We start from the raw sequence: 18,003 nt of genomic DNA on the forward strand, positions 1-18,003 counted from the left end.
CCAGTGATCATGTTTTTAACATAATCGGCGTGACCTGGGCAGTCTACGTGAGCGTAGTGACGAACTGCAGAATCGTATTCTACGTGTGAAGTATTAATGGTAATACCACGTGCTTTTTCTTCTGGTGCAGAGTCAATTGCTGCGTAGTCTTTAGCTTCACCGCCGTAGGTTTTTGCACAAATTGTTGCAATCGCAGCAGTTAAAGTTGTTTTACCATGGTCAACGTGACCAATTGTGCCCACGTTTACGTGTGGCTTATTACGTTCAAACTTAGCCTTAGCCATGAGATCTTCCTTTTTAAACTACTCATGGGGGTTAACCCATGAGCACTTGGTTTTTAACTATGAATTAGTTTGGGCTTATAGTAATCGAAAGATTACTCGTCGTCACCTTTTTTACCGCCAGTTTGGAACTTAGAAATGATGCCTTCAGCCACGTTACGTGGAGTTTCAGCATATTTAGCAAATTCCATAGAGTAGGTCGCACGACCTTGAGACATAGAACGCATAGAAGTTGCGTAACCAAACATCTCAGCCAATGGAACTTCAGCTTTAATTGCTTTAGTACCACCAGGTAAATCTTCCATACCCTGAACCATACCACGACGACGGTTTAAGTCACCCATGATATCGCCCATGTAGTCTTCTGGAGTTTCTACTTCAACTTTCATGATCGGTTCAAGAAGGATAGGATCCGCTTTCATGAAACCATCACGGAAAGCATAAGAACCTGCCATTTTGAACGATAATTCGTCAGAATCGACATCATGGTAAGAACCGTCGAATAATGTCGCTTTGATACCCACAACAGGGTAACCAGCCAATACACCATTCTTCATACGTTCTTGAATACCTTTATCAACTGCGCCGAAGAATTCTTTAGGTACAACACCACCTACAACTTCTTCAACGAATTGGTATTCTTTACCAGCTTCTTCGACATTCATAGGCTCTAAACGAACATATACATGACCAAATTTACCTTTACCACCTGTTTGACGTACGAATTTGCCTTCTTGCTCAACAGTCTTTTTGATTGTTTCGCGGTAAGCAACCATTGGTTTACCAATGTTCGCTTCAACACCAAATTCGCGTTTCATACGATCAACAAGGATGTCAAGGTGAAGCTCACCCATACCAGCAATAATAGTCTGACCAGATTCTTCGTCTGTGCGAACACGGAACGATGGATCTTCTTTAGCCAAACGACCTAAAGCGATAGACATTTTTTCTTGGTCAGCTTTTGTCTTAGGCTCTACAGCTAAAGAAATTACTGGCTCTGGGAATTCCATACGCTCTAGAGTGATGATGTTTTTCTCATCACATAGTGTATCACCAGTAGTTACGTCTTTAAGACCTACACATGCAGCGATATCACCAGCGCGGATTTCTTCAACATCTTGACGATCGTTCGCGTGCATTTGCACGATACGGCCAATACGTTCACGCTTAGATTTAACTGGGTTATATACTGGGTCACCTTGTTTAAGCACACCAGAATAAACACGTACGAAAGTTAAGTTACCTACGAATTTGTCATTCATAATTTTGAATGCAAGTGCAGAGAACGGCGCTTCGTCAGATGCTTCACGAATAGCTTTAGTTTCAGCTTTGTCGTCAAGAATACCTTCGATTGGCTTAACTTCAGTCGGTGATGGTAAGAATTCAATCACAGCATCCAACATACGTTGAACACCTTTGTTTTTGAATGCAGTACCACAAAGCATTGGTTGGATTAGACCAGCCAAAGTCTGTGCACGAATACCAGCAATGATGTCTTCTTTAGAAAGCTCACCTTCTTCTAGGTATTTATCCATCAACTCTTCATTAGCTTCAGCCGCAGCTTCAACCATGTTGGTACGCCATTCTTCAGCAGATGCTTGAAGATCAGCAGGAATATCACCGTATTCGAATTCCATACCTTGAGATTTTTCATCCCAAATGATTGCTTTCATTTCGATCAGGTCAACAACACCCTGGAAATTTTCTTCAGCACCAATTGGAATTACTACAGGTACAGGATGAGCACCTAAACGTGTACGCATTTGTTCAACAACACGGAAGAAGTTTGCACCAGTACGGTCCATCTTGTTCACGAATGCTAAACGAGGCACTTTATATTTATTTGCTTGACGCCATACAGTTTCAGACTGAGGTTGAACACCACCTACAGCACAGTAAACCATGCACGCACCGTCAAGAACACGCATAGAACGCTCAACTTCAATTGTGAAGTCAACGTGTCCCGGGGTGTCAATTACGTTAATACGGTGTTCTGGGAATTGTTTACCCATACCAGACCAGAAACAAGTTGTAGCAGCAGAAGTAATGGTAATACCACGTTCTTGCTCTTGTTCCATCCAGTCCATTGTTGCTGCACCATCATGTACTTCACCAATTTTGTGAGATACACCTGTGTAGAACAAAATACGTTCAGTAGTCGTGGTTTTACCAGCATCAATATGCGCTGAAATACCAATGTTACGGTAACGAGAAATTGGGGTTTGACGAGCCATGATTTCTTGCATTCCTAAATTTGTTGTTTAAAACAGGACGCTTTAAGCTGCATAGCAACTTAAAGCGTTTTGACGACAGTTCAATAAAACTGATCTATCCTCACCCTGATTAAGGTCTTTAAACCTATTAGAAACGGTAGTGAGAGAAGGCTTTGTTGGCTTCAGCCATACGATGCACATCTTCACGTTTCTTAATCGCTGAACCTTTACCTTCAGCTGCATCAAGCAACTCACCAGCAAGACGTAAAGCCATTGTTTTTTCAGAACGCTTAGCAGCAGCTTCTACTAACCAACGCATAGCTAGGGCAGTACGACGGGATGGGCGTACTTCCATAGGCACTTGATAAGTAGCACCACCAACACGGCGTGCTTTTACTTCGACCATAGGACGAACTTTTTCAAGAGTAGTCTCGAAAAATTCAACTGGGTCTACTTTGCTTTTTTCTTGAACGCGATCTAAAGCACCGTAAACGATACTTTCAGCAATAGATTTTTTACCATCTTGCATTACGTGGTTCATGAATTTAGCGATTGTTTGGCTGCCGAACTTAGGATCCGGAAGGATTTCACGGGCAGCGACTACGCGACGTCTTGGCATTTTAATACACCTATAAATATGACACTTCAGGTTTATCCAGCATGAGTACAAAGTGTCATGTACTGTTCGCTGGCCTTACTACACGTCGCTTGAATTTCACAAAATTAAATGCAGAAATCAGACAAGCGAGACGATAAAGGATTGCGGTTCTACGTTCTTAAAAATAATCTTAAAAGATTATTTCTTAGGACGTTTAGTACCGTATTTAGAACGAGACTGGTTACGATCTTTAACACCAGCGCAGTCTAAAGAACCACGAACGGTATGGTAACGTACACCTGGTAAGTCTTTAACACGACCACCACGGATAAGAACAACACTGTGCTCTTGTAGGTTATGGCCTTCACCACCGATATAGCTAGAAACTTCAAAACCTGAAGTTAAGCGAACACGGCAAACTTTACGCATTGCTGAGTTAGGTTTTTTAGGTGTAGTTGTGTAAACACGTGTACAAACACCACGACGTTGTGGACAAGCCTTCAACGCAGGAACTTTTGATTTTTCAACCAAAGTCGTACGACCCTTACGGATCAACTGATTTGTTGTTGCCATTTGGCAAATCTCCCGTTAATAAAAAGCCTCAAAAAAAATACTACTTTTCGAGGGCACGCAATTGTAAGCGAAGATAGAAAAATGGTCAATATTCGAGGTGATGTCAAATATTGACCATTTCCTTGTATTTAGACCGTTTGAAAGCATTTACCAGACTTCATCTCGTGCTTTTATGATTTCTTTTTTGTAACTTTTTTCTTTACAGCAACAGGTTTATCATTTGCTTGAGGTTGAATGAGAGCAGACTGATCAATGCCCTCTTCTACACTATTATCGTCCGCTGCATATTCATCCAAGTCAAATTCTTCTGCAGAGATTGCCGGTTTTTGAGGTTCTACATATTCGTGTTGCTCAAGCATTTGTGCAGCCAATTGCTCTAAACCTTGTTGAACTTTTTGACCTTTTTCAGTTTCATCTACTTTTAGAGCATCTGTTTTTTTCTGAATGGTTACTTTAGAAATGGTCTGATGGTTATCGAGCTTAATTTCCTGATCTAATTTAATTTCACTCGCAGCCATATCCACTTTAGAAAAATGATCTAACAATTTTGGCGTTGCTTGCGCCAATAATTCTAATGATTTTTCGTAGGCTGCAATAGCCGACAATTCTACGCCCTGATGCTGCTGTAAATAACTTCGTGCATGTGAAAATATTTGTTGTGCTTTCTGATTCACATCTTCAACCAATTTCCAACTATATGCAGCACCAATGCCCGCACCTACCACGGGTGTCAATTTACCCAGCAGTGAAACTTTAGGAATGTGACTTAACCAATCCCATTTCATTTCACCATTTTCATTCACCAACCATTTTTTCAGCGATTCAATATCATTACTTGAACCCAGCATTTGTTGGAATTGGGAAATATCATGTGTTTGCAACATATTGGACAAAGCTTTTAGCGCCATCAATACACTTTGTTTCTCTGCAATCATGCCTAAATCAATTTGTTTAAAAACAAACTGCACGATATCTTGTTCTGTCTCTTTATTCAGTTCAAAACCATAAGCGCGTCCGACTTGATAAATCATGCGTAACGACATCACCAAAGATAAAGGAACATCAATCGCTGAGCCTATTACCCCTGTCGCACCTGCTACAGCACCTTGCACCGATGCAATCCATTTATTTTGTTCTGCCAATGCTTGGCTAATTCGCTTGGAACGATCCACGTCTTGAGTCAGTTCTTCTAAATCTCGTGCGCCTGCTTGATCAAGCACAAAATCTACAGAGCTTAAATCCGAGCTAAATTGATTCAGATGATCAAAAAAATAGTCTGATAATTTATCTGAAAATTGTGGGGAAACAAAATTTGCAACACGATTCACTTTACTATATTGACGACCCAATAATTGTTTAGAAACATTGGGCAAATACTCGCGCAGCATTTGTTGAGGATTATCGTATTTTGGCGATTCAAATGGACCCATATGACGAGCACTCCCCTCAAACACCTGACCATTTTTTGAGGGTTGCATCGCCTTCGTCACACTGTCTGAAGCGACATGATTCAGTACACTCATTCCAGTTGCACTGATCTTTTTAGCCACTCCAAAGGCATTTGAGAAGAAACTATGCGAATGTTTATTATTGCTATCAGTCATTCTTTATCCTCATTTTCGATTCTTACAATTATTGATAAATACTAGGTATAGTCTAAGTTTATCTCAATATTAATGTGTGTGTTTTAGTTAATTGCTTTGTGGGAATTTCACAAATACCCAGACAGGAAAATAGGCATAATATTTGCCATAAGAATTCAAAAATCTTTCTGCTATTATGAATGTAATTGAAATACATGAGTAACGCGCTTGTTTTTGCTTGAGGCAAAAGATTTATTTAGCTGCATTTGCTCAAACATTACCATATAAGGGATCTGTAAATGAAACGTGTTGTAATCACTGGCATGGGGATTAACTCATGTATCGGTAATTCTTTAGAAGAAGTAACAAATTCTTTGCAAAATGGTATTTCTGGGACACGTTTTAACCCAACTTATGCTGAACTCAATCTTAAAAGCCACGTGAGTGCAGCAGCAGAACAACAGTTTGACAATATCGACCGTAAATTAAAACGCTTCATGGGTGTTTGTGCGATGTATGCCTATAACGCTGCAGTTGCAGCTGTAGAACATGCCGGTTTACAGGTCGACGATTTAGCTGGCAATCCTCGTTACGGAATCGCGGGTGGTTCTGGTGGTGGTTCAACAGCCTCTGTCATTGAAATGAAAGAACTGTTAGATACTAAAGGTGCACGTAAAGTCGGGCCATTCTTTGTACCGCGTAATATGTCTAACACCATTACTGCAAACGTGGGTGTAGCATTTAAGTTGCAAGGTGTAGCGCATTCGATTACCAGTGCTTGCGCAACTTCTGCTGATGCCATTGGCTATGCTTACAATCTAATTCAAATGGGCAAACAAGATTTAATGCTCGCTGGTGGTGGCGAAGAAGATCACTGGTCACAAAGCTTACTGTTTGATGCAATGGGCGCGCTTTGTTCTAAATACAATGACACACCAGAAAAAGCTTCTCGCCCTTATTCTGCTGACCGTGATGGTTTTGTGATTGCTGGTGGTGGTGGTTTTGTGGTGCTTGAATCACTTGAACATGCTCAAGCTCGTGGTGCAAATATCTTGGCTGAAGTCGTTGGCTATGCTGCCAATAGTGATGGTGCTGATATGGTTGCGCCAAGTGGTGAAGGTGCAACACGTTGTATCCTTATGGCATTAGAAGAAGCAAAACAACATGGTGTAGATACCATTGACTATGTAAATACCCATGGTACGTCTACCCCTGCAGGTGATATTACGGAACTTCAAGCCATGGGTCGTGCCTTTGGTGAAGGTCATGTACCACCACTCAGTTCAACTAAATCTATGACAGGTCATAGCTTAGGTGCTGCGGGTGTACAAGAAGCAATTTATTCTATCCTGATGATGCAAAATGACTTTATTGCACCAAATATCAACGTCACTGAACTTGATGAAGGTACAAAAGGTTATGACATCGTACTTGAAAAACGTGACGCAAAATTGAATACTGTCATGAGTAACAGTTTTGGCTTTGGCGGTGTAAACGCCTGCCTCATTTTCAAGAAATGGGATGCATAATCCCTAAATAGGATTATCGATGGATGCACCTTCCGATGCTTTTTTGTGGGTAAAAGCATTACATATTATTGCTGTGGTCTGCTGGTTCGCTGCTTTGTTCTACTTACCACGTTTATATGTTTACCATGCCATGAGTGATGATGCTGTCAGCCATCAACGTTTCGAAGTCATGGAACGTAAGTTGTACCGCGGTATTATGTGGCCATCTATGATTGCCACACTCATCACGGCGCACTTTTTGGTGGAATGGGGCGACGCAACGCGTCACTATCATGAAGCGTTATGGTTTTACCTCAAAGTTGGCTTGGTTGGACTGTTGGTAATTTACCACTTTGTTTGTGGCTATTACCGTAAAAAATTGATTGGCAATGCGCATTACAAATCACATAAGTTCTGGCGTTTCTTTAATGAAATGCCAACCCTGATTTTATTTGCAGTGATCATTTTAGTGGTGGTTAAACCGCAGTTTTAATCCTGTTTAATCCTGAATATTTTTAAAAGCCTCGAATGATTCGGGGCTTTTTTATTATCTCTCGTTTTATCTTCAAACAGAAAAAATACCCTACTGCTGATTGTTTCCTTACAAAATCACAGGCAAATTTTTATCTACGTTCAGATTTAATCAATGTTGTTCGAATTTTTAAACTCAATGGTGCTGAATAATATTTTTCAATTGCCCAACTCAGAATAAAAGTCGCGATAAAAAAGACGGGGAATAAAATTAATTTTTCGGTTGGCAATGTTTCTTTTGGAAAATAGAAAACTTTCAACAATCCCAAAACAATTAAATGAAACAAATACATTTCATAACTGCGTTGCCCGATCCAAACTAGAACTTTAGACATTTTCGATTGAGCTTCTGCTTGAGGATTTTGTGCAAAACAGAAAATTAATACTGCGGATAACAGTGCAAAAATACTGATTCCCCAAGTGCTCACCTCTTTAATGGCTGCATATAAATAAAGACCAATCATCAGTAACCCAATAAAAAGAATGAGAGACTTGTTAATTTTTCCATTCAATTGAAATTTCTGTGCAATCAACGCGGTTAAACAGCCTATTGCGATCCCATCAAAACTGGAAAAATAATGATACAGATATGCCCCACTTTGCTCACCGAAATGCAATGAACGGAAATATGCTGCATAACAAATCACAGCCAGTAAAAATAAAATAAAACCTTTACCACGCCCCAACATTAAACAAAGCATTGGAAAAACCAAATAAAAAACTTCTTCTACCGATAATGACCACAGCACACCAAGTGCATAATTCACCCAGCCATATTTAATAATCAGGATATTCATCCAAAAGGTAAAAGCTGAGAAAACGGTTAGACCATAAGACACTTCAATATCATTCGGTGCTTGATTCAAAAATGGCTTTAAACCCAAACTCCCGAGCATGGTCACCATTGCTACCAATAAAACCAAACATGGCATTATTCGAGCAATACGGCGAATGTAGAAGTCTTTGAGATTGATTTGAGCAAGTGAAGCACTGCGTTGTAATGTGTGCTGGGTAATTAAAAAACCTGAAATAACAAAGAACATGGTTACGCCATAATTACCATTGCGGGCAATTAAAGTACTCAAGCTTTCTCCAAAAAGATGTACGCCTAAAAATGTATCATGCAGTTTATAAGGAATATTAAAATGGTGGAGTAAAACTAAAAGTATGGAGATTCCACGTAGTACATCAATTTTATAATTTCGCATCCAAACTGTTCTTATTTTCAAAGAGTTCTATTAAATAATAATGATCATATAATTGCATTTTATTTTTGATAAGAATGAAGAAGCATTATTTTATCGTTGCTAAATAAAAAAGGGCTGGTGTCTCAACATCAGCCCTTTTTAAAAGTTCAAATCAAATAGTCTTTAAAGCTTTTTGTTCAGCTTCTTCATTCTTGGTTTATACATGAGTCGGTAGGTCACAACCAAAATAATTAACCACAATGGGCTAATAATTAATGCTTTTAGCGTATCTGGCTCTAAGCTTAAGATCACTAGCGTAAACAATAGGAATGCCAAAACAATATAGGACATCCATATACCACCTGGCATTTTAAATGTTGATTTTGTATGTAGCTCTGGATTTAACTTTCTATAGCGTAAATAACACACCATAATCAAGCTCCAAATACTAATAAACAAAATTACACACAGAGAACTGGCCAAGGTAAATGCTTCTATGGTGTTCGGAACAAAATACTGTAATGCCGCGCCACTCATAATAAAAGCGCAAGAAAAAATAAGGCCTTTCGCAGGAACCGCACGTGCAGAAAGTTCTGCTAATTTAGTTGGTGCTTGCCCTTCTTTGGCTAAACCAAATAACATACGACTGGTTGAAAACACACCGCTATTCATTGAAGATAACACTGAAGATAATACAACCAAGTTCATGATGATGGCTGAAGTTGGAATGCCTGCGTGCAAGAACAATGACACAAATGGGCTTTGATCTGCTGGAATTTCTATCCATGGCGTAACAGACATCACGATGAATAATGCGAGAACATAAAATAAGATAATTCGTGTTGGAATTGCATTGACCGCTTTCGGTAGATTCTTTTCAGGATCTTTTGTTTCAGCAGCCATCGTACCTATCAACTCGACACCAACAAAGGCAAATAGTGCGATTTGGAAACCAGCCAAGAAACCATCCCCACCTTTAGGGAACATCCCGCCATGAGACCAGACATTACTAAAACTCGCGATTGAACCACTTGGTGCTTGATAGTGACTGAACACCATAAACCCACCAATAAAAATCAAACCAATAATGGCTAAAATTTTAATCAGGGCAAACCAAAATTCAATTTCACCAAATAATTTGACTGTAAGTAGATTAATCCCTAAAACAAAGAGCACACAGCCTGCGCTAATCAGTGCCTGTCCCATTGGGGTGAAAGTCATGTCTGGAGGCAACCAAAAGCCTAAATAGTTAATAATAGCGGCTAAATCGGCAATACCGACTAAAATCCAGCCTAACCAATATGACCATCCAATATAGTAACCTGCCCCTGGCCCGATTAAATCATGAGCCATATCAATAAATGATTTATAGTGCAAATTTGATAGTAATATTTCACCTAATGCACGCATCAGGAAAAAGAACATCCCACCAATAATCATATAAATGATCAGAATTGAAGGTCCTGCTAGAGAAATGGTTTTCCCCGAACCCATAAAGAGTCCTGTTCCTATCGCTCCACCAATAGCAATAAGCTGTAAATGGCGGTTCGATAATTTTCGCTGCAGCTCATGGGGCGACGATTGTGCGTCTTCATGTTGGCTTGAAGTGGTCATAAAATATCCTTTTTAACATATCCCTCAACGGGTAAATCATGCTTTTGGCACTTGAGCTTTCTACTCAATTTGATTTACCCGTCCAAGAATGAAACGAAATGGATTACATTTCAGCTTCATTCTGAGTGTTTCATTTGTTTCTCAACAACATCACATTACTTTTGTGCTGCTGTTACTGCGATTTCAATCAGCCAATTTGGATTAACTAAATCGGCTTGAATTGTTGCGCGCGAAGGTGCCACACAACCTTGAAGCCAGTCAATCCAAATTGCATTTACTGTGGAAAAATCTGCTAAGTTTTTTAAATAAATTTGAACAGACAATAAACGTGTCTTATCTGTATTGGCCAATGCCAGTAATTCATCAATGGTCGCTAAGATTTCACGCGTTTGTCCAGCAACATCTGCATCAGTATTTTTTGGCACTTGGCCTGATAAATACACCACCTGATTAAACACGGTTACAGCACTCATTACTTCGTTGCTGTTGATCTTTTGAATATCATTGTTTGACATGCTTATGTCCTTATTTTTGATTGATAAAATTGACACGCGCGGTGACCGCACACATCAGTTCATAGCCGATTGTTCCTGAACTTGCAGCGACTTCATCGATTGGAAGAATCGTTCCATTGGACGATTTCCCCCAAAGCACAACCTCGCTCCCGACATCCGCATCTTTAATATTTGAAATATCTACTGCGAGCATATCCATACTGATACGCCCAATAATTGTGGTTTGAATTGAATTCACCAGTACAGGCGTTCCCGTTGGTGAAATGCGTTGATATCCATCGGCATAACCACAGGCCACAATGCCGATTTTCATCGCTTGCTCTGCAATAAAAGTCGAGCCATAGCCCACGCTGTCCTGATTTTGGATGTGTTGAATGGCAATAATTTCACTGCGCAAGCTCATGCTTGGCTGTAAATTCCAATCTTGAATGGTATGTGCTGGATAATCTGGGGAGCTACCATAAAGCATAATACCACTGCGTACAGTGTCTGAATGTAGGGCTGAATGTCTGAGAATCGCAGCACTATTACACACCGTTCTTTCACCAGGTAAATCGCGAATCGTTTCTTCAAAAATGCTGAATTGATAGTCAATACCAGACTCACCAAAACGATCACTGTCTGCATCCGAAAAATGCATCATATGAGTGATGGTTTGAATTTGAGCAAGTTGATTGAGTCTTTGCCAAGCATGTTGATAATGTTCAGGATTGAAACCTAAACGGTTCATTCCACTATTCATTTTTAAATAAACATCAAAATGAGCAACTTGATGAAATTGCTCAATCCAACTGATTTGATGTTCACTATGAATGGTAAAACTCAAATTTAAATCAAGACAATCCTGTAAATCCTGTGCTGAGAAAATACCTTCCAATAATAAAATTTCGCCTGCCCAGCCTAGCTCACGTAATCGTCTAGCTTCTGCGATATCCAATAATGCAAAACCATCTGCCGTTTTAAATGACGAATAGACATTTTCGATACCATGACCATAAGCATTCGCTTTGACCACAGCAAAGACTTTACTATTTGGCATGTGTTGTTTTGCAATATTCAAATTATGCTGCAATGCCTCACGATGAATGATTGCAGTAATTGGGCGTGGCATTTTATTCTTCCTTGAATAATCAATTTTAAATGATTTTATGCAGCATGTGGATAGCGCTGAATAGACAAGCCATCCGTACTAATATCTGGCTTATGATTCATGACCAGATCACTAATTAACTTGCCTGAACCACATGCCATGGTCCAACCTAACGTGCCATGACCAGTATTTAAGAACAAATTCTTATAAGCTGTTGCACCAATGATTGGTGTGCTATCAGGCGTCATTGGACGCAAACCGGTCCAGAAAGAAGCCTGTGCTAAGTCACCACCTGGAAATAAGTCTTGGGTGACCATTTCTAAGGTTGCACGGCGGTCTGTATTTAGACCATGATTAAATCCACTCAATTCCGCCATACCACCAACACGAATACGTTGATCAAAACGTGTAATCGCAATTTTGTAGGTTTCATCCAGAACAGTCGATTGCGGTGCAAAAGCAGGATCAACAATAGGAATTGTGAGTGAATAGCCTTTCACGGGATACACAGGTAAATTTAAATTGAGTGGTTTAAGGAAGTCACGCGAGTAGCTACCAAATGCCAAGACGTAACGATCCGCAGTCAGGACTTGACCATCAACCACAACACCTTTAATTTCATCGCCTTCAACCACAAGTCTTTCAACATTTTGATTAAATTTGAAATCGACACCTAAATCTTTGGCTAAATTTGCTAAGGCATTGGTAAATAAATAACAGTCACCTGTTTCATCATTTGGCAAATGCAAACCACCGACCAATTTATCTTTGGCATGTTCTAAAGCAGGCTCTACTTTTGCAAGTTCATCTTTAAGCAAAAGTTCATAATCCACACCACACTCTTTAAGTACTTGAATATCACGTTGTACCGCATCAAGCTGAGCTTCATTACGGAATACTTGTAGTGTGCCTTTAGAACGATGTTCGTAACTGATTCCAGTCTCTTTTCGCAGCTCTCTTAAACAATCACGACTATATTCTGCAACACGCGTCATACGCTCTTTATTAATGGCATAACTATTTGGATTGCAGTTTTTAAGCATTTGCGCCATCCAATTCAATTGCCAAATACTGCCATCAATATTAATGGCAAGTGGCGCATGATGTTGGAACATCCATTTTACAGCTTTAAAAGGAATCCCTGGTGCAGCCCAAGGTGTAGAATATCCAGGTGAAATTTGTCCTGCATTACCAAAACTGGTTTCTTCTGCTGGACCAGATTGGCGGTCTAAAACAGTTACGGTTGCTCCCTGCTGCGCTAGGTAATACGCACTTGCAACACCAATAACACCACTACCTAAGACAATTACACGCATCGCTCTTCCTTTACGTATATTTAGTTTATTTAACTAGTATATTTCGCAATAAATAGTTTTTTTCACTGTTTTAAGCACTATAATGTAGTTAAATTAATAAATTTAGGGTGAAATAACTCTAAAAAAAGGAAAAAACTGATGCGTAAATTAGATCGAATTGATCATCAAATTTTAGAGATCTTGCAACGTGATGGGCGGATTGCAATTAGTGAGTTGGCATCTCGGATTAACTTATCCACCACACCCTGTTCTGAACGCGTGAAGCGTTTAGAACGTGATGGCATTATCATGGGCTACTATGCTCGGCTTAACCCTGAACTGGTGAATCGTAATTTATTGGTTTTTCTAGAAATTAAATTATCGGCTAAATCTGGCGATGTATTTGATCAGGTTGCCCGAGACCTAATTGAAATTCCAGAAGTATTGGAATGTCACCTTATTTCAGGTGAATTCGATTATTTGGTCAAAGCACGACTAAAAGAAATGAGTGCATATCGTCGCTTATTGGGTGACTTACTGAAAAAGTTGCCATCATCAGCATCATCACATAGCTATATCGTAATGGAAGAAGTGAAAGAAACACTGTATCTAGATTTGAGATAAAATTTAAGACGATACTTCTGATCGTCTTAAATATAAATTCTAGCAAGACTTTGCGGTAAAGAAAGCTATTTACGCGTCAAAAATCACGAAATAGCTTGATCAGGGTTAATGCCCTAAATGACTTAAGACTTCTGAGAATTGTTGAATTCGGGCTTTGGGTTCTGCCGCATCTAATTCTGTTTTTGAACCATAACCATATTCCACAGCAATGGTTTCAATTCCATGACGACGCGCACCAAAAATATCATGCTCACGGTCACCAATCATCAGACATTCAGTAGAATTTAACTGTTCTTGTTTAAGAATATATTCAATCAAATCGCCTTTATTGGTACGTTCACCATTTAATTCACTGCCATAGGGATATTCAAAATATTGCAATAAATCAAAATGCTCTAAAATTTGTTTAGCATACACTTCAGGTTTTGCCGTGGCTAAAAATAGACGATAGCCTTGTTCTTGCAATGTTTTTAAGGTTTCAGCCACTTGAGGAAAAACGTGGTTTTCATATAAGCCTGTGGTGGCAAATCGTTCGCGATACCCCATTAAAGCCTGTTCAGCCAAAACATCATGCACATCGACATTTAAAATTTTTGCCAAAGATGCTTTTAATGGCGGCCCAATAATCCAATCAATATTGACATCATCAGCAATGGGATGACCAATTTTATTTAAACCATAACGTGCGCTAGTGGTAATCCCCACTTTGGGATCAGTGAGTGTCCCATCTAAATCAATTAAAATATTTTTAATCACAGACTGACCCTTTTAACTTAAATTTTTACAAAATAAATACTATCGAGACTTGGCTCAAATTTGCCTATACTAAGGCAAATTTTGTCAAGAAGGATATCATGGTGCGCCCTACTGTACTTTGCTTTTCTGGTTTAGATCCATCAGGCGGAGCTGGCTTACAGGCTGATATTGAAGCGATTGGTCAAAGTGGTGCACATGCAGCCATTGCTTGTACTGCCATTACCATTCAAAACTCACAACAAGTGTTTGGTTTTGAAGCGACAGCTAAAGAGCTTTTGCTTGCTCAAGCCCATGCTGTAGTTGGTGATTTACCAATTCAGTGTGTGAAGTCTGGCATGCTAGGCACGACTGATAATATTGCGGCTTTGGCTGAGTTTCTACGTGAGCATCCTGATTATCTTTATGTACTCGACCCTGTACTCGTTGCCAATAGTGGTGGTTCACTCGGTGATCAAGAAACGTTAGTCAAAGCATTTATCGAGCTCATTCCACTGGCCACAATACTCACTCCTAATACCGTAGAACTACGTGCATTAACGGGTATTCAAGACATCGAGCAAGCCACAGCGAAACTCTTTGCCATGGGTGCTCAAGCCGTTTTAATCAAAGGCGGACATGAAGACACCACTGACTATATTCGCAATGCTTTATACATCCATGGTCAATTGGTTTCCGAAACTCGATGCCCTCGTCTTGAAGGGGAATATCACGGTTCAGGTTGCTCATTGGCAAGTTTTATTGCAGGTCGTTTAGCGCAGGGCGATGATTTAAAACAAGCGGTGAACCATGCGGAAACATGGTTATTTGGTGTACTTAAAAAAGCTGAAATACCTGTGCCGAATGGACAGAGAATTCCTAAACGCTTTTAATTTTCCAATGGATTCAAACCTGATCATCAATACTTTTTTAGCTTTGAAATCAGGTTTTACCCCATTACAGCTGTAATAGATGTTTCATTGATTCATTGATTCATTGATTCATTGATTCATTGATTCATTGATTCATTGATTCATTGATTCATTGATTCATTGATTCATTGATTCATTGATTCATTGATTCATTGATTCATAAAAAAGTATGTGTTAACACATACTTTGGTGTAAATATTAATTTAGTCTAAGGTCTGTTGATATTTACTGTACAACAAATAGCGAGTCAGTAAAATTCAAACGCCAAACCCAATTTACACTCAAATATATCTGTAGTTCATTCGGTCAATACCGAAACTGACTCATTTAAACAGCTTTAATTTTATTACTCTCTAAAACTATGGGTACAATACTGTTGAACTTATTGATTTAGATTCATCCATGTTCGACAGTATTGCCCAAACCATCGCTTATCAAAAATTAACGCTTGATGTCTCAGTCAGTCTGAGCATTAAACGGCTGGATCAAATTCATCCGCAAATTTCGGGCAATAAATTTTTTAAACTGAAATACAACTTCCTTGAAGCACAAAAACAAGGCTTTGAGAAAGTACTAACCTTTGGTGGAGCTTATTCCAATCATATTGCTGCCACTGCCTATGCAGCACACCTATTTGGTCTAAAAAGTGTTGGAATCATTCGCGGTGAAGAACTGAGTAATAAAGTACTTAATTCAACATTAAGCACGGCGCAACACTTCGGCATGCAACTGCATTTTGTCTCACGTGAACACTATCGACAAAAAGATCAGCCTGAATATTTACCAGAATTGAAACAACAGTTTCCTGAACATTATATTATTCCTGAAGGTGGAACCAATGCGCTTGCAATCCAAGGCTGTCAGGAAATATTAAGCGCAGATGATCGACAAAATTATGATGTAATTTGCTGTGCAGTTGGAACTGGCGGCACTATTTCAGGACTGATTGAAGCAAGTGCAGCGCATCAAAGAATTTTGGGTTTTTCTGCGTTAAAAGGTGATTTTTTATCGCATGAGGTTGCCCAATATACGGTCAAAAAAAACTGGAACATCACGGATGATTATTGTTTTGGCGGTTATGCAAAAGCGCCTGTAGAACTTATGCAATTTATCGAAAAATTTGAACAGGATTTTGCTATTCCTTTGGAACAGGTCTATACCGGAAAAATGTTCTATGGTGTTTTTGATTTAATTCAAAAAAAATACTTCCCCCTAAATACAAGAATTTTGATCATTCATAGCGGTGGTTTGCAAGGCAGAACCTTCAAATAAGATCAAACCTGAAATTGACTGCAAAATTGTCTATAATGCCCTGCTTTTATCTCCCGTGAGTTTTTCATGTCTTCAAATCAATATGATGTCATTGTTTTAGGTGCAGGTGCGTCAGGTTTGATGACCGCCTATATGGCTGCCGAACGTGGTCGTAAAGTTCTGGTACTTGAAAAAGCCAATAAAGTAGGTAAAAAAATTCTCATGTCTGGTGGCGGTAAATGTAACTTCACCAACCTGTATGTCGAACCTGAAAATTTTATTTCACACAATCCGCATTTTGTCATTTCTGCCCTGACACGCTATACCAATTGGGACTTTATTGGTTTGGTCTGCCAACATGGCATTGCATACGAAGAACGCAAGCATGGTCAGCTTTTCACCCTAAATGGTGCCAAAGAAATTTTAGCCATGCTGTTAGCTGAATGCGATAAAACAGGCTTAGTCGAGATTAAAACCAGTTGTGAAGTCAAAGCGGTAACCTCAATCGCCGATCAAGATTTTCAGGTAACAACTACACTCGGTCAGTTTAAAGCTGAATCAGTCGTGGTCGCATCAGGTGGTTTATCTGTTCCGACCTTAGGCGGTTCAGGCATTGGTTATGACATCGCTAAGCAATTTGGGCATCATATTCACCAGACTCGGGCTGGCTTAGTTCCATTTACCTTTTCCGATCAGTTTAAGGAAGTTACCACACGTTTAAGTGGTAATGCTGTCGATGCAACATTATCTAATGACTTAAACAGCTTTACCGAAGCATTGTTATTCACCCATCGTGGTTTAAGTGGGCCAAGTTCTTTGCAACTTTCGAACTATTGGGATGTCGGTCAAAGCTTTAAAATCAACTTCCTGCCTTATCTAGATTTACTCGACTTCTTTAAAGTGAAGAAACAAAGCCAACCAAAAGTTCTGCTGCGTACTTTATTGATTGAACATTTACCGAAAAGTGTCGTTTTAGAATTACAAAGCCTAATTTGGGCTGAATCAGCCGATATGGCTATTGGTAATTTGAGCGATGATAAATTAGAACAAATTGCCAATCGTTTACATGCTTTTGAAGTCAAACCATCTGGAACTGAAGGCTATCGTACTGCGGAAGTGACCTTGGGCGGTGTCGATACTACAGAAGTATCCTCTAAAACAATGGAAAGTAAGAAGCAAAAAGGTTTGTACTTTATCGGTGAAATTTTAGATGTTTCAGGACATTTAGGTGGCTTTAATTTTCAATGGGCATGGGCGTCTGCACATGCCGCATCGCAATATGTTTAATAAATACTGAATTATTCCAAATAATCGGTACGCAATAAATCAACCTGTTTAGTCTGCTGTAAGCGAGCAATGGTGATCTCCATTTTAACCATTGCTTCAGCTATATGAGAAGGTTTATTGGCATCTCGTATCATCGAAAACGACTTTAAAATTTTATTCAATAACATAGTTTTTCCCTTTTATTATTGC

The 18,003-nt window shown here is 39.4% G+C and carries 18 protein-coding genes; 6 read left to right on the forward strand and 12 right to left on the reverse strand.

All coding sequences use genetic code 11. The annotated features are described in order from the left end of the window. The 5 genes from B9T25_RS10985 to B9T25_RS11005 all read right to left on the reverse strand — a co-directional run. A partial coding sequence (locus B9T25_RS10985) for a GTP-binding protein (RefSeq protein ID WP_086188469.1) occupies nt 1-284 on the reverse strand: 284 nt, incomplete at its 3' end. A 92-nt stretch (nt 285-376) separates the two neighbouring features. Next, nucleotides 377-2,515 carry an elongation factor G gene (fusA, locus tag B9T25_RS10990; RefSeq protein ID WP_086188470.1) on the reverse strand — a complete coding sequence of 713 codons (2,139 nt, stop codon included), beginning with the start codon at nt 2,513-2,515 and terminating at the stop codon, nt 377-379. Nucleotides 2,516-2,642: 127 nt separating this feature from the next. Continuing rightward, the gene (gene rpsG, locus B9T25_RS10995; RefSeq protein ID WP_086188471.1) at nt 2,643-3,113 is read right to left on the reverse strand and encodes a 30S ribosomal protein S7; all 471 of its coding nucleotides are present in this window, start codon (nt 3,111-3,113) and stop codon (nt 2,643-2,645) included. Nucleotides 3,114-3,290: 177 nt separating this feature from the next. Further along, on the reverse strand, nt 3,291-3,665 hold the full coding sequence (gene rpsL, locus B9T25_RS11000; protein ID WP_002050319.1) for a 30S ribosomal protein S12: 375 nt from the start codon (nt 3,663-3,665) through the stop codon (nt 3,291-3,293). Nucleotides 3,666-3,835: 170 nt separating this feature from the next. Then, complete coding sequence (locus B9T25_RS11005; protein ID WP_086188472.1) at nt 3,836-5,269, reverse strand: EcsC family protein; 1,434 nt, start codon at nt 5,267-5,269, stop codon at nt 3,836-3,838. Nucleotides 5,270-5,547: 278 nt separating this feature from the next. Here B9T25_RS11005 and B9T25_RS11010 point away from each other — a divergent pair, with 278 nt between their 5' ends. Together B9T25_RS11010 and B9T25_RS11015 are read left to right on the forward strand one after the other, a co-directional pair. Next, the gene (locus B9T25_RS11010) at nt 5,548-6,777 is read left to right on the forward strand and encodes a beta-ketoacyl synthase N-terminal-like domain-containing protein (RefSeq protein WP_086188473.1); all 1,230 of its coding nucleotides are present in this window, start codon (nt 5,548-5,550) and stop codon (nt 6,775-6,777) included. 19 nt (nt 6,778-6,796) lie between these two features. Further along, nucleotides 6,797-7,249 (forward strand): CopD family protein, encoded by a 453-nt coding sequence (locus B9T25_RS11015; protein ID WP_086188474.1) that lies wholly within the window; start codon nt 6,797-6,799, stop codon nt 7,247-7,249. A gap of 130 nt (nt 7,250-7,379) precedes the next feature. Here B9T25_RS11015 and B9T25_RS11020 read toward each other — a convergent pair whose 3' ends face one another. The 5 genes from B9T25_RS11020 to B9T25_RS11040 form a co-directional block, all read right to left on the reverse strand. Continuing rightward, nucleotides 7,380-8,495 carry an acyltransferase family protein gene (locus tag B9T25_RS11020; RefSeq protein ID WP_086188475.1) on the reverse strand — a complete coding sequence of 372 codons (1,116 nt, stop codon included), beginning with the start codon at nt 8,493-8,495 and terminating at the stop codon, nt 7,380-7,382. A gap of 162 nt (nt 8,496-8,657) precedes the next feature. Further along, complete coding sequence (locus B9T25_RS11025; RefSeq protein ID WP_086188476.1) at nt 8,658-10,088, reverse strand: amino acid permease; 1,431 nt, start codon at nt 10,086-10,088, stop codon at nt 8,658-8,660. 155 nt (nt 10,089-10,243) lie between these two features. Beyond that, nucleotides 10,244-10,603 carry a RidA family protein gene (locus B9T25_RS11030; protein WP_086188477.1) on the reverse strand — a complete coding sequence of 120 codons (360 nt, stop codon included), beginning with the start codon at nt 10,601-10,603 and terminating at the stop codon, nt 10,244-10,246. 10 nt (nt 10,604-10,613) lie between these two features. Continuing rightward, the gene (alr, locus tag B9T25_RS11035) at nt 10,614-11,714 is read right to left on the reverse strand and encodes an alanine racemase (protein ID WP_086188478.1); all 1,101 of its coding nucleotides are present in this window, start codon (nt 11,712-11,714) and stop codon (nt 10,614-10,616) included. Nucleotides 11,715-11,749: 35 nt separating this feature from the next. Further along, complete coding sequence (locus B9T25_RS11040; protein WP_086188479.1) at nt 11,750-13,009, reverse strand: D-amino acid dehydrogenase; 1,260 nt, start codon at nt 13,007-13,009, stop codon at nt 11,750-11,752. A 138-nt stretch (nt 13,010-13,147) separates the two neighbouring features. On the opposite strand from B9T25_RS11040, the gene B9T25_RS11045 reads away from it, so the two are divergent. After that, nucleotides 13,148-13,612: an Lrp/AsnC ligand binding domain-containing protein gene (locus tag B9T25_RS11045; protein ID WP_086188480.1), complete on the forward strand. Its 465-nt coding sequence runs from the start codon at nt 13,148-13,150 to the stop codon at nt 13,610-13,612. Between the two features lie 105 nt (nt 13,613-13,717). Here B9T25_RS11045 and B9T25_RS11050 read toward each other — a convergent pair whose 3' ends face one another. Next, the gene (locus B9T25_RS11050) at nt 13,718-14,368 is read right to left on the reverse strand and encodes an HAD-IA family hydrolase (RefSeq protein ID WP_086188481.1); all 651 of its coding nucleotides are present in this window, start codon (nt 14,366-14,368) and stop codon (nt 13,718-13,720) included. Nucleotides 14,369-14,469: 101 nt separating this feature from the next. Here B9T25_RS11050 and B9T25_RS11055 point away from each other — a divergent pair, with 101 nt between their 5' ends. From B9T25_RS11055 to B9T25_RS11065, 3 genes are all read left to right on the forward strand, one after another. Next, the gene (locus tag B9T25_RS11055) at nt 14,470-15,237 is read left to right on the forward strand and encodes a hydroxymethylpyrimidine/phosphomethylpyrimidine kinase (RefSeq protein WP_086188582.1); all 768 of its coding nucleotides are present in this window, start codon (nt 14,470-14,472) and stop codon (nt 15,235-15,237) included. A gap of 441 nt (nt 15,238-15,678) precedes the next feature. After that, on the forward strand, nt 15,679-16,548 hold the full coding sequence (locus B9T25_RS11060; protein ID WP_086188482.1) for a 1-aminocyclopropane-1-carboxylate deaminase/D-cysteine desulfhydrase: 870 nt from the start codon (nt 15,679-15,681) through the stop codon (nt 16,546-16,548). Nucleotides 16,549-16,614: 66 nt separating this feature from the next. Further along, nucleotides 16,615-17,814 (forward strand): NAD(P)/FAD-dependent oxidoreductase, encoded by a 1,200-nt coding sequence (locus B9T25_RS11065; RefSeq protein ID WP_086188483.1) that lies wholly within the window; start codon nt 16,615-16,617, stop codon nt 17,812-17,814. Between the two features lie 11 nt (nt 17,815-17,825). Here the strand turns inward: B9T25_RS11065 and B9T25_RS14565 are convergent, their stop codons facing one another. Further along, a complete protein-coding gene (locus B9T25_RS14565) occupies nt 17,826-17,981 on the reverse strand; it encodes a hypothetical protein (protein ID WP_171262767.1) in 156 nt (51 codons plus the stop codon). Nucleotides 17,982-18,003: the final 22 nt, after the last annotated feature.

It is taken from the genome of Acinetobacter sp. ANC 4470 (assembly GCF_002135335.1).
Classification (GTDB): domain Bacteria; phylum Pseudomonadota; class Gammaproteobacteria; order Pseudomonadales; family Moraxellaceae; genus Acinetobacter.

Bases quoted from the DNA above. Each gene is read 5' to 3' on its own strand.
- fusA (WP_086188470.1), bottom strand. From the start codon at position 2,515: ATGGCTCGTCAAACCCCAATTTCTCGTTACCGTAACATTGGTATTTCA.
- rpsG (WP_086188471.1), bottom strand. From the start codon at position 3,113: ATGCCAAGACGTCGCGTAGTCGCTGCCCGTGAAATCCTTCCGGATCCT.
- rpsL (WP_002050319.1), bottom strand. From the start codon at position 3,665: ATGGCAACAACAAATCAGTTGATCCGTAAGGGTCGTACGACTTTGGTT.
- B9T25_RS11005 (WP_086188472.1), bottom strand. From the start codon at position 5,269: ATGACTGATAGCAATAATAAACATTCGCATAGTTTCTTCTCAAATGCC.
- B9T25_RS11010 (WP_086188473.1), top strand. From the start codon at position 5,548: ATGAAACGTGTTGTAATCACTGGCATGGGGATTAACTCATGTATCGGT.
- B9T25_RS11015 (WP_086188474.1), top strand. From the start codon at position 6,797: ATGGATGCACCTTCCGATGCTTTTTTGTGGGTAAAAGCATTACATATT.
- B9T25_RS11020 (WP_086188475.1), bottom strand. From the start codon at position 8,495: ATGCGAAATTATAAAATTGATGTACTACGTGGAATCTCCATACTTTTA.
- B9T25_RS11025 (WP_086188476.1), bottom strand. From the start codon at position 10,088: ATGACCACTTCAAGCCAACATGAAGACGCACAATCGTCGCCCCATGAG.
- B9T25_RS11030 (WP_086188477.1), bottom strand. From the start codon at position 10,603: ATGTCAAACAATGATATTCAAAAGATCAACAGCAACGAAGTAATGAGT.
- alr (WP_086188478.1), bottom strand. From the start codon at position 11,714: ATGCCACGCCCAATTACTGCAATCATTCATCGTGAGGCATTGCAGCAT.
- B9T25_RS11040 (WP_086188479.1), bottom strand. From the start codon at position 13,009: ATGCGTGTAATTGTCTTAGGTAGTGGTGTTATTGGTGTTGCAAGTGCG.
- B9T25_RS11045 (WP_086188480.1), top strand. From the start codon at position 13,148: ATGCGTAAATTAGATCGAATTGATCATCAAATTTTAGAGATCTTGCAA.
- B9T25_RS11060 (WP_086188482.1), top strand. From the start codon at position 15,679: ATGTTCGACAGTATTGCCCAAACCATCGCTTATCAAAAATTAACGCTT.
- B9T25_RS11065 (WP_086188483.1), top strand. From the start codon at position 16,615: ATGTCTTCAAATCAATATGATGTCATTGTTTTAGGTGCAGGTGCGTCA.
- B9T25_RS14565 (WP_171262767.1), bottom strand. From the start codon at position 17,981: ATGTTATTGAATAAAATTTTAAAGTCGTTTTCGATGATACGAGATGCC.